This is a genomic window from Pseudomonas sp. G11-1 (assembly GCF_024031555.1).
Taxonomy (GTDB): Bacteria; Pseudomonadota; Gammaproteobacteria; order Pseudomonadales; family Pseudomonadaceae; genus Halopseudomonas; species Halopseudomonas bauzanensis.
The window spans coordinates 92292-104527 of the sequence record NZ_QEYQ01000005.1 but is presented as its reverse complement, the minus strand read 5'-3'; the positions used below and the strand labels follow the sequence as shown (position 1 = coordinate 104527).

The following is a 12236-nucleotide window of genomic DNA, read 5'->3' as shown; positions in this document are numbered from 1 at the left end:
TTATTCGTCGTTGTCCTTGTTGACCACCTGACGACCACGATAGAAGCCGTCCGGGGACACGTGGTGACGGAGGTGAGTCTCGCCAGTAGTTTGATCTACGGACAGAGCCGCCGAGGTCAGTGCATCGTGCGAACGACGCATACCACGTGCGGAACGAGACTTTTTGTTCTGCTGTACAGCCATGACTTTAAGCTCCTAAGCTTCAGGTATCACGTTTCAACTTGGCCAACACACTGAAGGGGTTGGGCTTTTCAGCTTCTTCCTCAGGCTCCGCAGTATCAGGCTGAAAGCCTGGCGGGTGCTGACATGTTTCCATCGGATGCATCGGCACTGCGGGCAAGGCCAGCAGCAGTTCGTCCTCGATCAGCGCGTGCAGATCGAGCGCCTCGTCATCCACAATAACCGGTTCATAATGGCGAGGCAGATTCTTCGCCGCCTCGTCACTCGTTACAAAACCCACATCACATTCGGTATCCAGCGTCAGCACAACCTGCTCCAGGCAACGCTGACAGATCTGCGCCACTTCGACCTGATAATGCCCGTGCATGGCGCTGATGCCCTGTGCGTCCCGCACAAATGCGAGCTCCACCTGAACATCTCCAGCAGGAGCGTCAAGCAAGGCGGTGAGACGGGGCATATTGGCGGTGGGCACAGTCCCTTTCAGGACGATTTCACGGTCAACCAGCCGACGCGGCTCTATGTGTGCAGGTATGGGTCCAGACATAAGCGCGCAATTCTAGGCACCGCGGGGGCTGCTGTCAAAACTATTTGCCGAAAAAACCATGCCGCCGACGTCACGGGGACAACTGAAGCTAGAATAGCGCAATTTATCGCACAAGGATCCCAAGATGGCCCATCTGATTCTCGCCTCCAGCTCTCCCTACCGACGCGCGCTGCTTGAGCGCCTCGGTATTCCCTTCGAGCATGCCGCGCCCGAGGTCGACGAAACACCCCGGGTTGGCGAAACACCGGAGCAGCTCACGCTGCGCCTGGCCCTGGACAAGGCCCGCGCCCTGGCAAGCCGCTTTAACGATCACCTGATTATCGGTTCGGACCAGGTCTTGCTATTGGAAGGCCAGGCGGTCAGCAAACCTGGGGCCCATGCCGCGGCAAAAGAGCAACTCAGGCGCTGCAGCGGCCGCACCGTGCAGTTCACCACCTCGCTTTGCCTGCTCAACAGCGCCACCGATCAATACCAACTGACCAGCGAGCCCTTCAAGGTCAGCTTCCGCGAGCTGGATGAGAACAGCATCGAGCGTTACCTGCAGCGTGAACGCCCATACGACTGTGCCGGCAGCTTCAAAATGGAGGGACTGGGCATCTCGCTGTTCCGCGCCCTGCAGGGCGACGACCCCAACAGCCTGATCGGACTACCGCTGATCAGGCTGTGCGAGATGCTGCGCCAGGAAGGAGTGCAGCTGCCGTAAGACTCTGCCTCAGACACCCGCTCCCGCTGGTCGGCATACACTGCAGCGAGAGGCTTGCCGGAAGGCGGCCCTTACCGCAGTGCGGGCGCCGCCAGACCGAGATGGGTCGCCAGGGTATTGCCGATGCTGGTGCCCAGTTGGCGCGAAAAGCGCTGGAAAGGCGACTCGCGGTGGGTGAAGTCGACCAGCTCTTCGGTGCCGACGATATCCCGAGCCACTGCCGAGGCGCTGGACAGCCCATCGATCAGCCCCAGCTCCAGCGCCTGTTCGCCGGACCAGACCAGCCCGCTGAACAACTCCGGATGCTCCTGGAGCCGATCACCACGCCCCTCTCTCACCTGCTCGATAAACTGCTGATGAGTAGTCTCCAGCACCGTCTGCCAGAACTCGCGCTCATCCTGACGCTCGGGCTGGAAGGGATCGAGGAAGGCCTTGTGCTCGCCAGCGGTATAGGTGCGCCGCTCGACCCCGAGCTTGTCCAGCGTATCGACAAAACCGAAACCGGCCGCCGTCACCCCGATCGAACCCACCAGACTGGCCTTGTCGGCATAGATCTCGTCCGCCGCTGCAGCAATATAATAGGCCCCTGAAGCGCCGATATCGGCGATCACCGCGTAGACTTTGACTTCCGGGTTCAGCGCGCGCAGCCGCTTGATCTCGTCATACACATATCCGGACTGTACCGGGCTGCCGCCCGGGCTATTGATGCGCAGCACGACCCCGCGGGTCTGCTCATCCTTGAACGCTCGCCGCAGACTGGTGACCAGGTTGTCGGCACTGGCTTCCTGCTGGTCGGCGATGGCGCCCCGCACTTCGATCAGCGCCGTGTGAGGCTTGCCAGTGGCGCTGCTACCGTCGATGGCGCCGAGCGGGGAAAACAGAAACAACGCGCCGATCAGATAAAGGAAGGTCAGACTCTTGAAGAAGATCCCCCAGCGCCGCGACCGACGCTGCTCCTGCACCGAAGCCAGCAGGGTTTTCTCCAGCAGCGCCCAGGCCTTCTTGTCCTCCTTCTGCGCCTTGAGCTCATTGCGCTCAACCATCGGGCCTTCAGTCCATTGGTTCTGTTCCATCTATTACACCTCTGTCAGTTGGCCCGTCCGGAATCGCGGCAGGACCCAGCCATGAAACTCATCGAAGGAATCCACGCAATGCACCGGCTGGCAGCGCAGCAGCTGCGCATGGGTCATGGCCCCATAGGTCACTGCTACCGGACACACGCCGGCATTGTGGCCCATGAGGATGTCAAACTCACTATCGCCAACCATGCAGGCATCGGCCGGCGTTACGTCCAACTCGGCGAGAATCTGTTCAATCATCAGCGGATGCGGCTTGCCGGCGGTTTCATCCGCGCAGCGGGTCACATCGAAGTAGTTTTCCAGACCGTGGGAGTCGAGCATACGATCCAGTCCACGCCGCCCCTTGCCCGTTGCCACGGCCAGATGGAAACCACGGCTGCGCAGAATATCCAGCGCGCCGCGTACACCTTCGAACAACGGCGAAGGATTCTGTTCCAGCGTCAGGTAATTATCGGCGTAGGCCTGGATCAATTGCTTAGCCTGAGCAGGGTCATCCAGCTCCGGGTAGAGCACCGCTACCGCATCCGGCAGGGCCAGGCCGATGATGTCGCGCACCTCCCGTACCGAGCGCACCGGCAGACTCACATCCACTGCCGCGCGCTGCATGGCAACGACAATATTGTCGATGGAATTGGCCAGCGTGCCATCCCAGTCGAAAATCAGGGTATTCATGTCACTCCTCGCTCAAGCGGCTCAGGGTTCGGTCCCAGACTGTCCCAGGCTCGGCGGACACCTCCAGGCGCCCGCCCTCGGGCAGCTCAGCGGAAAGGGAAACCGCATGTAAGAACAGACGCTTACCACCCTTTTCTCGAATGATTCTGGAAAAATCATCATCGCCGTACTTGGGATCACCGGCAATCGGATGACCAGCATGCCGGGCATGCACCCGGATCTGGTGGGTCCGTCCGGTGATGGGCCTGGCCTCTACCAGCGTGGCAAAGTCACCGAAGCGCTGGATTACCCGAAACTCGGTCAGCGACTCCTTGCCTTCCGGATTGACCTCGACCATGCGCTCGCCGGAGCGCAGATTGTTTTTCAATAAAGGTGCATGCACCTTCTTCACCGTTGACGGCCAGCGTCCGCGCACCAGCGCCAGGTAGCATTTGGTGACCCCCTTGCCCGGCCCGTCACCACGCAGCTCGGCATGCAGATGGCGCAACATGCTGCGTTTCTTGGCGATCATCAGGCAGCCAGAGGTGTCGCGGTCCAGCCGATGCACCAGCTCCAGCTGTTGCAGTTCGGGACGCAACTGGCGCATCGCCTCGATCACGCCGAAGTCCAGCCCGCTGCCACCATGCACAGCGAGGCCCGCCGGCTTGTTGACCACGATCAGCCCTTTGTCTTCATAGAGGATGTTGCTCTCCAGCGCATTGAGAATGCCCTGCCCCACCAGCGCCGGCTCATCGGGCTGGGGCAGGCGCACCGGCGGAATCCGGATACTGTCACCTGCGCGCAACCGGTACTCGGGCTTGATGCGGCCTTTATTCACCCGCACCTCGCCTTTGCGCAGGATGCGATAAATGAGAGTGCGCGGTGCCCCCTTGAGTCGGGTCAGCAGATAGTTGTCGATTCGCTGACCGGCCTGGTCTTCGCTGATCAGGTCGGTCTGCACGGCAGCGGAAATAACGGATTGATCGATTTTCATCGGCGCATGATACATTTTTTCATGCAATTGAAGCACTTGATTAATGCTGCTATAGTCCGACGAGCTGCGCAAAAGGCAGCAGGAAGGCAGCCGCGATCGACGCGATTGCAGCCTTCCCAGAAACATTGATGTAGAGCCTTCGCCAGGCTGGAAGCAACGCCGGCGAACCTCGATGGAAAAACATGCTGCAGGCCACAGGCCGGCAGAATATTAACCCGCTCCCCGAAGACGACGAGCGGCACCGATTCAGATGGGCAAGTGATTAGGTGGAGATGCACAGCTTCAGGATGATGTGACGAGCGCTGACACTTGCATTGATGTGTGTCCCCGTCCCAGTCCGGCTGATTCCTCCCTACAAAGAAGTTTCTCTGTACTCGCCATAGACAGACTGAAATGCTGTTGCCCAACGGCACGGCAATTTTGAATTCTGAACAAGGGCAAGGTTGGCCCAAGCAGAAACACGCCTGACACCTAACAGAAGAATCAGGTGCCGTACTCGTGTTCCGGAAGCATTGGAAACACAACGGTACTTCATGAAAAGAATGCTGATCAACGCAACTCAGCCCGAAGAGTTGCGCGTCGCCCTGGTAGATGGCCAGAAGCTGTACGATCTGGACATCGAATCCGGCGCACGCGAACAGAAGAAATCCAATATCTACAAAGGCCGCATTACCCGCGTCGAACCCAGCCTGGAAGCCGCTTTCGTCGACTTCGGCTCCGAACGCCACGGCTTTCTGCCGCTGAAGGAAATCTCTCGCGAATACTTCACCAAACAGCCTGAAGGTCGCGTCAACATCAAGGAAGTGCTCAAGGAAGGCCAGGAAGTCATTGTCCAGGTCGACAAGGAAGAGCGCGGCAACAAAGGCGCCGCCCTGACTACCTTCATCAGCCTGGCCGGTCGCTATCTGGTGCTGATGCCGAACAACCCGCGCGCCGGTGGTATTTCCCGTCGCATCGAAGGTGAAGAGCGCAACGAACTGCGCGAAGCCCTGAACAGCCTCAACGTTCCCGCCGACATGGGCATGATTGTCCGTACCGCAGGTCTCGGCCGCAGCGCAGAGGAATTGCAGTGGGATCTGGATTACCTGTTGCAACTGTGGGAAGCGATCAAGTCTGCCTCCAGCGAACGCAGCGGCACCTTCCTGATCTACCAGGAAAGCAACGTCATCATCCGCGCCATCCGCGATTACCTGCGCCAGGACATCGGCGAAGTACTGATCGACAGCGAAACCGTCAAGGAAGAGGCGCTGAACTTCATCAGCCAGGTCATGCCGCAGTACGCGAGCAAGGTCAAGCTCTACGAAGACAGCGTACCGCTGTTCAACCGTTTCCAGATCGAAAGTCAGATCGAGACCGCCTTCGAGCGTGAAGTGAAACTGCCTTCCGGCGGCTCCATCGTCATCGACCACACCGAAGCCCTGGTGTCCATCGACATCAACTCGGCGCGCGCTACCAAAGGTGGCGACATCGAAGAAACCGCGCTGCAAACCAACCTGGAAGCGGCTGAAGAAATCGCCCGCCAGCTGCGTTTGCGTGACATCGGTGGTCTGATCGTCATTGATTTCATCGATATGACCCCGGCCAAGAACCAGCGCGCCGTGGAAGAGCGGGTACGCGAAAGCCTCGAAGCCGACCGCGCCCGCGTCCAGGTCGGTCGTATCTCCCGTTTCGGGCTGCTGGAAATGTCCCGGCAGCGTCTGCGTCCTTCCCTGGGTGAAACCAGCGGTATCGTGTGCCCGCGCTGTAACGGCCGCGGCACCATCCGCGACGTTGAATCCCTGTCGCTTTCGGTACTGCGCCTGATCGAAGAAGAAGCGCTGAAGGATCGCACCGCCGAAGTGCGCGCCCACGTGCCGGTATCCATCGCTACCTTCCTGCTCAACGAGAAGCGTGATGTGCTGGCCAAAACCGAGGCCCGCACCAAGGTGCGCTTGCTGGTGTTGCCCAACCCGCACATGGATACCCCGCACTTCGAGGTCCAGCGTCTGCGCGACGACCAGGAAGCCGTGCTCAATGGCGAATCCAGCTACAGCATGACCACCGAAGCCGAGCCCGAAGAGCCGGTACAGGTGAGCCAGACCCGTGCCATCGTACGCCAGGAAGCAGCGGTCAAGACCCTCGCCCACTCGCGTCCGGCCCCCTCGGCCGCTCCGGCGCCAGCACCAGCACCGGTTGCCGCAGCCAACAAGGCCATCCAGGAGTCCCAGCCAGGTCTGATCAAGAGCCTGATCAAGTCCCTGGTCGGCATGTTCGCCCAGGACAACCGCCAGGAAGAGGAAGCCGAGCAACAGGCGACCAGCCAGGCCAATCGCAAGCCAGCGGCGGATGGCCGTGGCAATGAGCGCCGCAGCAACCGCAACCGCCGGCCGCGCCCAGAGCGTGACAACCGCGGCGGTGCACGTGGCAACCGTGGTGGTGAAGCCGCTGCCGAGCGCACTGACAAGCCCCAGCGCAGCGAACGCAAGTCCAGCGACGTCGTAGCCGATACCGACGCCGTCACACCGAGCGCCAGCAAGCCGGCAGAAGGCACCACCGGTCGTCGTCGCCGTCGCAGTCCCACCGCGGCCGCGACCGCTGAAAGTAGCGAACAACGTACTGCTGCCACCGAGCAGGCACCGGCCCGTCAGGATCGTCGCCCGCAGCGCCAGGCCGAACAGGCCACCGTGAAAGACGAAGAATTGCCAGTCGAGCAGACTGCCGAGCAGACCGACAGCGAAAATACCGCTGAGGGTGAGCGTCCGAAGCGTCGTTCACGCAACAGCCAACGCCGTCGCAACAATCGTCGCAGCCGTTCCGCCCAGGATGATCAGAGCGGCGACAACGCTGCCAGCGCAAACCAGACCAGCGAAGCGACTGATGACAGCAACGCCAGCAAGCCGGTAACGGCCGAGCACGGCGACGCTGCCGCTACCGACGTCAAGGTTCCGGCTGCTGCCGCGGTAGCCGTCACCGAGGCGGTTGCCGCCAGTGAAGGTCATGAGCCGGCAGAGATGATCAACGAGCCCGCCGTCGAAGCTGCCCTTCCGGAAGCCACTACCGAAGCCCTGGCTGAGGTCAAGCAACCGGTGGAAGCAGGTTTGACCCAGGCGGTATCCGACATCGAGCAATCGATCGAGAACGCGGTTGAAGCCTTCAATCAGTCCCAGCGTGATGACAGCGCCCCGGCTCAGGCCGAGCCCGAGGTCACTCAAGCCGAGCCGAGCGCCACAGCTGACGCAGCCGAACCTGCTGTAGTCGTGGCCGAAGAGCAGCCTGCCGCCGTTATCGAACCCGTCGCTGAAACCGCAGCAGCCGTCGAACCCGAGGCACCGGTAGCCCAAGCGCCCGAAGCCGAACCGGCCCCGGTAGTCACCGAGGAGACAGCCCCGGCACCCGCTCAGGTTGAAGTGCAGGAGCCAGCCCCGGTAGCACAGGAGCCTGTCGAGCAGGCGATTCCGGCCCTCACCGAAAGCGGTCGCGCATTCAACGACCCGCGTGAGATCCGCAAGCGTCGCATGGAGGCCAAGCGCCTGGCCGAGCAGGCCGAAGCACAGGCCAAGGCCGAAGCGGAAGCACCTGCCCCGGCAGTGGAAGCTGACGCCGAGCCGGCAGCTGCAGCCGAGCCGGTAAGCGAAGCCATGGCCGAGGCCCAGGAAGTGATTGAACACACCCCGGAAGCTCAGGCCGCTGACCAAGCGGAAACAGCAACCGACGCTCAGTCAGCCGAGCCGGCAGCCGAAGCCGCACTCCCCAGCCCTGCCGAAGGCGAGGTACCGGAGCATCCGGCTACCAGCGCACCGGTACAACAGGACGCGCCTGAGGAAGATGACAACCGCCCGGAAACACCCAAGGGCTGAGTTTCATCGCTGCAATAGAAAAGGGGATGCCATTGGCATCCCCTTTTTCATTCTCGATTCACTGTCAGCAACAGCCCTGTTGGGCAACTGGCATCAGCCGCCTACCCGCTGCGGCTCCATCTCCAGTTGCACACCGAACTTCGCCTGCACGTCTCGCTGGATGTCCTCTGCCAGCGCCAGCACATCCGCTCCCCGGGCGCCGCCCAGGTTGACCAGTACCAGCGCCTGCTCGCGGTGTACACCGACCCGGTCGCGACAATGACCTTTCCAGCCTGCCCGCTCGATCAGCCAACCGGCAGCCAGTTTGACGCTGCCATCGGGCTGCGGGTAATGCGGCGCTTCCGGCCAGGTCGCCAGCAAGGCCGCCGCTTGGTCCGCCGGCAGCAAAGGATTCTTGAAGAAACTGCCGGCATTGCCCAACTGCGCCGGATCGGGCAGCTTGGAGCGGCGAATCTGGCATACCAGCTGGCTGATGACGCGGCTGTCGGGCCGGCTCAGGCCGGTGACACTCCAGGCGGCTGCCAGCGGCGCATAATCCAGCCGCGGCACCGGCTGCGTGCTCAGTCGCAGGCGCACCCGCAAGATCACGAAGCGGCCAGCCTGCTGCTTGAAGAGGCTGTCTCGGTAGGCGAACCGGCAAGCGTCCCGATCGAACCGACAGACCTCTCCGGTGGTGCGATCCAGCGCGTCGAGACTATCGAACACATCGCACAGCTCCACGCCGTAGGCGCCGATATTCTGCATTGGCGCAGCGCCCAGGGTGCCGGGGATCAGTGACAGATTTTCCAGACCATGGAAACCATGATCCAGGCTCCAGTTCACCAGTTGATGCCAGTTCTCGCCGGCCTCCCCTTCGATCACCGCACTGCCCGGCTCGCGGGACAGTACCCGGCGGCCACGGCTGCGCATGGCAATGACCAGGCCTGCCAACGGACCGGCCAAGATCATGTTGCTGCCACCACCGAGCACAGTGACCGGCCAGCCTTGAGCATCAGCGAGCGCCAGCGCCTCGCGCAATTGCTGTTCGGTTTCGACCGGCACCAGCTGCTCCGCGGATTCGTTGATGCCGAAGGTATTGAGATCGCGCAGCGCTGCCGCGCGGAGGATGTCCGGCATCATTCGGCCGAGGCCAGCAATTGGCGCACCCGCTGCAGATCCTCAATGGTATCCACGCCCGCCGGAGGAATTTCACAGGCATCAGCCACATGAATACGGCAGCCGAACCACAAGGCGCGCAATTGCTCCAGCGACTCGGCGCTTTCCAGCGGGCTCGCCGGCCAGCGCACGTAGTCGTGCAGAAAGCCCACCTTGTAGGCGTACAGCCCGATGTGCCGGCGGAACGGCGCCACCTGTGGCAACTGATCCGGCCTGCCGGCGGCGAAATCATCACGGCACCAGGGCATGGGCGCGCGACTGAAGTACAGGGCAAAGCCCTGGTGGTCCGTAACCACCTTCACCGCGTTGGGATTGAACAGCGTCTCGACATCCTGCAACGGCTCAGCCAGGGTGGCGATGCTGGCGGCTGGAAAGGCCCGCAGATTGCCCGCTACCTGATCGATCAGTGCCGGCGGAATCAATGGCTCGTCGCCCTGCACGTTCACCACATGGGCGTCGGCATCCAGGCCCAGCAGGGTTACCACCTCCTGCAGTCGGTCGGTGCCGGACGGATGATCGGTGCGGGTCAGTACCACATCGGCGCCAAAGGCGCGGCAGGCGTCGACAATGCGCGCATCATCGGTTGCCACCGTCACGGTCGCCGCCCCGCTCTTGCGGGCCTGCTCCCAGACATGGCGAATCATTGGCTTGCCGGCAATGTCCTGCAGCGGCTTGCCCGGCAGGCGGGTGGAGGCGTAACGGGCAGGTATGATGACGTGAAACATTGTCAGTGTCCCAGCCTCTCGTCCGCATCCAGGGCCCGCGCCTCGGTCTCCAGCATGACGGGAATGCCATCGCGTACGGGGAACGCCAGGCCATCGGCGCGGCACCACAGTTCGGTCTTGTCCTGATTCTGTACCAGCGGGCCCTTGCACAGCGGGCAGGCCAGGATATCGAGCAGTTTGGGATCCATCGTCAGACTCCGGTCAAAGAGAAGTAGTCCGGCTGGACGGCAGATGGCTGTCCAGCCGCTGATGCAGAGCCGCAGTAAAAGCGGCACTCAATTGGGCATCGACACGCAGATACCACCAATGTTCACGGGCGAAGCCCGCGCATTTCACCGCGTCCTTTTCGGTCATGATCAGTGGCTCGCCATGATCGAATGCGGCGAAGCTGTCGGCATTGTAACCGGCGTGGTCGGCGAACGCCTGCAGCGTCGGTATGAAGCCCAGACTTTCCAGTGTGCGGCGGAACCGGTCGGGATTGCCGATGCCGGCCACCGCCTGTACCCGGGGCGGCGCCTTCCACTCGGCAGGGCTGATCCGCTGGCCGGTGGCCAGATTGACCAGTTCGGTGGCCTGCAGTTGCATGGCGAAACCGTCGGCGGCATCAGCTGCGGCGCCGTTGCGAACGATCAGGTCGACCGACTTCAGTCGCGAAGCCGGTTCGCGCAGGGGGCCCTCGGGCAGACAGCGGGCGTTGCCCAGGCCGCGGGCGTGGTCGAGCATCAGCACCTCCAGTGTGCGGCCCATGCGGTAGTGCTGCAGGCCGTCGTCGCTGATGATCACGTCGATTGCCTCCTGCTCCAGCAACTGGCAGCCGGCTCGTGGGCGATCCGGATCAATCACCACCGGCACTTGGCAGCGGCGGGCGATCAACAGCGGCTCATCGCCAACCTGTTCGGGGGTGTCCTGGTCTGGCCGGATGCGCCAAGGCAGGGCTGGCGGTTGCGCACCATATCCCCGGCTGATAACGCCCACCCGCAACCCACAGGCGCGCAGATGCTCCACCAGCCATATAACCATGGGCGTCTTGCCGGTGCCGCCGAGGGTAATGTTACCAACGACGATCAGCGGCACTGGCGGCTGCCAGCTGGCTGCCGGATCATCCAAGTAACGCTGCCGTCGACGTTGTGCCACGTGCCGATACAGCTGGGACAGCGGCCGCAATAGGCTCAGCCAGCGGCGCCCCTGATACCAGGAGCGCAGCATGAAGCCTTCCAGTGACTCCTTCTTCACTGGGCAGGGGTTTCCAGTTCGTTGGTGGTCAGGCGCAACCGACTGAAGCCCTGCTGGCCTGCCGCATCCATGACGGTGATCACCGATTGGTGAGAGGCCTTGGCATCAGCGGTAATCACCACCGGCAGACTGTTGTTGCCGCCCGCTTCGCGTTGCAGCGCGGTCTGCAAATTGTCCAGGTCTGGATTGATCAGGCTCTTGCCGTTGATGGTGACCTCGCCGGTGGCCGACACCAGCACCTCGATCTGCTCCAGGTTCTGGTTTTCCACCGGCTCGCCCGAGGCGGACTCCGGCAGATCAAGCTTCAGTTGGGTTTCCCGGGTAAAGGTGGTGGACACCATGAAGAAGATCAGCAGCAGGAACACCACGTCGATGAGGGGCGTCAGGTTGACACCGACCTCCTCTCGCCGGGTACGTCGAAAGTTCATGGATCAGTTCCCCTGGGCCGTCTTGGCGGCTTGCCGGATGGCCGGATCGGCCGCCACGTCGTTGCCATTCGGCTCGGCGTCGCGACTGCCCTGCACCACCTCGACCAGTTTAGTCGCCTCCTGCTCCATGGCTACCACCAGCTCGTCGACCCGGCGCATGAAGAAGCGATGGAAGAACAGAGCCGGAATGGCCACGGTAAGGCCTGCCGCAGTGGTGATCAGCGCCTTGGAGATACCGCCGGCGAGTACCGCGGTATTGCCGGTGCCCTGCACCATCACCGCAGTGAAAACATCGATCATGCCGATGACGGTGCCCAGCAGGCCAAGCAGCGGCGTGATGGCGGCAATGGTGCCCAGTGTATTGAGATAACGCTCAAGCTCGTGGATGACCTTGGTGGCGGCCTCCTGGATGCTCTCTTTCATGATCTCGCGACCATGGCGGGTATTGGCCAGACCGGCGGCAAGAATCTCGCCCAATGGCGAGTCGGCGCGCAGGGTCTTCAGACGGGTCGCATCCAGCTGCCCGTCCTTGATCCAGCGCCATACCTGCCCCAGCAGATTGGCCGGCGCGACGCGACTGCTGCGCAGCGCCCAGAGACGCTCAAAAACGATGGCCAACGCCACCACGGATGACAATACGATCGGCAACATCAGCCAACCACCGGCACTGATCAGTTCCCACACAGGCGTTCCCTCCAGAAAATTTGT

General features: G+C 62.2%; 13 protein-coding genes. 2 read left to right on the top strand and 11 right to left on the bottom strand.

All coding sequences use genetic code 11. The features are described 5' to 3' along the window. Positions 1 to 183 (bottom strand): 50S ribosomal protein L32, encoded by a 183-nt coding sequence (rpmF, locus tag DHB74_RS14370; protein WP_074778555.1) that lies wholly within the window; start codon positions 181 to 183, stop codon positions 1 to 3. Between the two features lie 19 nt (positions 184 to 202). Next, positions 203 to 589, bottom strand: coding sequence for a YceD family protein (locus DHB74_RS14365; RefSeq protein WP_169304599.1), 387 nt, complete (start codon positions 587 to 589; stop codon positions 203 to 205). A gap of 259 nt (positions 590 to 848) precedes the next feature. On the opposite strand from DHB74_RS14365, the gene DHB74_RS14360 reads away from it, so the two are divergent. Next, entirely contained in the window at positions 849 to 1427 is a 579-nt protein-coding gene (locus DHB74_RS14360) for a Maf family protein (RefSeq protein ID WP_499161781.1), read from the top strand. Positions 1428 to 1498: 71 nt separating this feature from the next. Here DHB74_RS14360 and sppA read toward each other — a convergent pair whose 3' ends face one another. Genes sppA through rluC form a run of 3 tightly spaced genes read right to left on the bottom strand, consistent with a single transcriptional unit; the run spans position 1499 to position 4151 of the window. Beyond that, the gene (sppA, locus tag DHB74_RS14355; protein WP_499161816.1) at positions 1499 to 2470 is read right to left on the bottom strand and encodes a signal peptide peptidase SppA; all 972 of its coding nucleotides are present in this window, start codon (positions 2468 to 2470) and stop codon (positions 1499 to 1501) included. Positions 2471 to 2503: 33 nt separating this feature from the next. Then, positions 2504 to 3178 (bottom strand): HAD-IA family hydrolase, encoded by a 675-nt coding sequence (locus DHB74_RS14350; RefSeq protein WP_499161780.1) that lies wholly within the window; start codon positions 3176 to 3178, stop codon positions 2504 to 2506. Position 3179: 1 nt separating this feature from the next. Further along, positions 3180 to 4151: a 23S rRNA pseudouridine(955/2504/2580) synthase RluC gene (rluC, locus tag DHB74_RS14345; protein ID WP_499161779.1), complete on the bottom strand. Its 972-nt coding sequence runs from the start codon at positions 4149 to 4151 to the stop codon at positions 3180 to 3182. 533 nt (positions 4152 to 4684) lie between these two features. Here rluC and rne point away from each other — a divergent pair. After that, positions 4685 to 7987, top strand: coding sequence for a ribonuclease E (rne, locus tag DHB74_RS14340; RefSeq protein WP_499161778.1), 3303 nt, complete (start codon positions 4685 to 4687; stop codon positions 7985 to 7987). A gap of 93 nt (positions 7988 to 8080) precedes the next feature. Here the strand turns inward: rne and murB are convergent, their stop codons facing one another. The 6 genes from murB to DHB74_RS14310 are packed head-to-tail and all read right to left on the bottom strand — an operon-like array spanning position 8081 to position 12212. After that, positions 8081 to 9106, bottom strand: coding sequence for a UDP-N-acetylmuramate dehydrogenase (gene murB / locus DHB74_RS14335; RefSeq protein WP_074778543.1), 1026 nt, complete (start codon positions 9104 to 9106; stop codon positions 8081 to 8083). Beyond that, on the bottom strand, positions 9103 to 9867 hold the full coding sequence (gene kdsB, locus DHB74_RS14330) for a 3-deoxy-manno-octulosonate cytidylyltransferase (RefSeq protein ID WP_074778541.1): 765 nt from the start codon (positions 9865 to 9867) through the stop codon (positions 9103 to 9105). Before kdsB ends, murB begins: the two co-directional genes overlap by 4 nt. Before the next feature lie 2 nt (positions 9868 to 9869). Further along, positions 9870 to 10055: a Trm112 family protein gene (locus DHB74_RS14325; RefSeq protein ID WP_036989667.1), complete on the bottom strand. Its 186-nt coding sequence runs from the start codon at positions 10053 to 10055 to the stop codon at positions 9870 to 9872. A gap of 13 nt (positions 10056 to 10068) precedes the next feature. Next, entirely contained in the window at positions 10069 to 11073 is a 1005-nt protein-coding gene (lpxK, locus tag DHB74_RS14320; protein ID WP_499161815.1) for a tetraacyldisaccharide 4'-kinase, read from the bottom strand. Positions 11074 to 11096: 23 nt separating this feature from the next. Continuing rightward, positions 11097 to 11528 carry an ExbD/TolR family protein gene (locus DHB74_RS14315; protein ID WP_499161777.1) on the bottom strand — a complete coding sequence of 144 codons (432 nt, stop codon included), beginning with the start codon at positions 11526 to 11528 and terminating at the stop codon, positions 11097 to 11099. Positions 11529 to 11531: 3 nt separating this feature from the next. Next, positions 11532 to 12212, bottom strand: coding sequence for a MotA/TolQ/ExbB proton channel family protein (locus DHB74_RS14310; protein ID WP_499161776.1), 681 nt, complete (start codon positions 12210 to 12212; stop codon positions 11532 to 11534). Between the last annotated feature and the right edge of the window lie 24 nt (positions 12213 to 12236).

Excerpts from the sequence above, each read along its gene's own strand:
- rpmF (WP_074778555.1), bottom strand. The coding sequence starts at position 183 with ATGGCTGTACAGCAGAACAAAAAGTCTCGTTCCGCACGTGGTATGCGT.
- DHB74_RS14360 (WP_499161781.1), top strand. The coding sequence starts at position 849 with ATGGCCCATCTGATTCTCGCCTCCAGCTCTCCCTACCGACGCGCGCTG.
- sppA (WP_499161816.1), bottom strand. The coding sequence starts at position 2,470 with ATGGTTGAGCGCAATGAGCTCAAGGCGCAGAAGGAGGACAAGAAGGCC.
- DHB74_RS14350 (WP_499161780.1), bottom strand. The coding sequence starts at position 3,178 with ATGAATACCCTGATTTTCGACTGGGATGGCACGCTGGCCAATTCCATC.
- rluC (WP_499161779.1), bottom strand. The coding sequence starts at position 4,151 with ATGAAAATCGATCAATCCGTTATTTCCGCTGCCGTGCAGACCGACCTG.
- rne (WP_499161778.1), top strand. The coding sequence starts at position 4,685 with ATGAAAAGAATGCTGATCAACGCAACTCAGCCCGAAGAGTTGCGCGTC.
- murB (WP_074778543.1), bottom strand. The coding sequence starts at position 9,106 with ATGATGCCGGACATCCTCCGCGCGGCAGCGCTGCGCGATCTCAATACC.
- kdsB (WP_074778541.1), bottom strand. The coding sequence starts at position 9,867 with ATGTTTCACGTCATCATACCTGCCCGTTACGCCTCCACCCGCCTGCCG.
- DHB74_RS14325 (WP_036989667.1), bottom strand. The coding sequence starts at position 10,055 with ATGGATCCCAAACTGCTCGATATCCTGGCCTGCCCGCTGTGCAAGGGC.
- lpxK (WP_499161815.1), bottom strand. The coding sequence starts at position 11,073 with ATGCTGCGCTCCTGGTATCAGGGGCGCCGCTGGCTGAGCCTATTGCGG.
- DHB74_RS14315 (WP_499161777.1), bottom strand. The coding sequence starts at position 11,528 with ATGAACTTTCGACGTACCCGGCGAGAGGAGGTCGGTGTCAACCTGACG.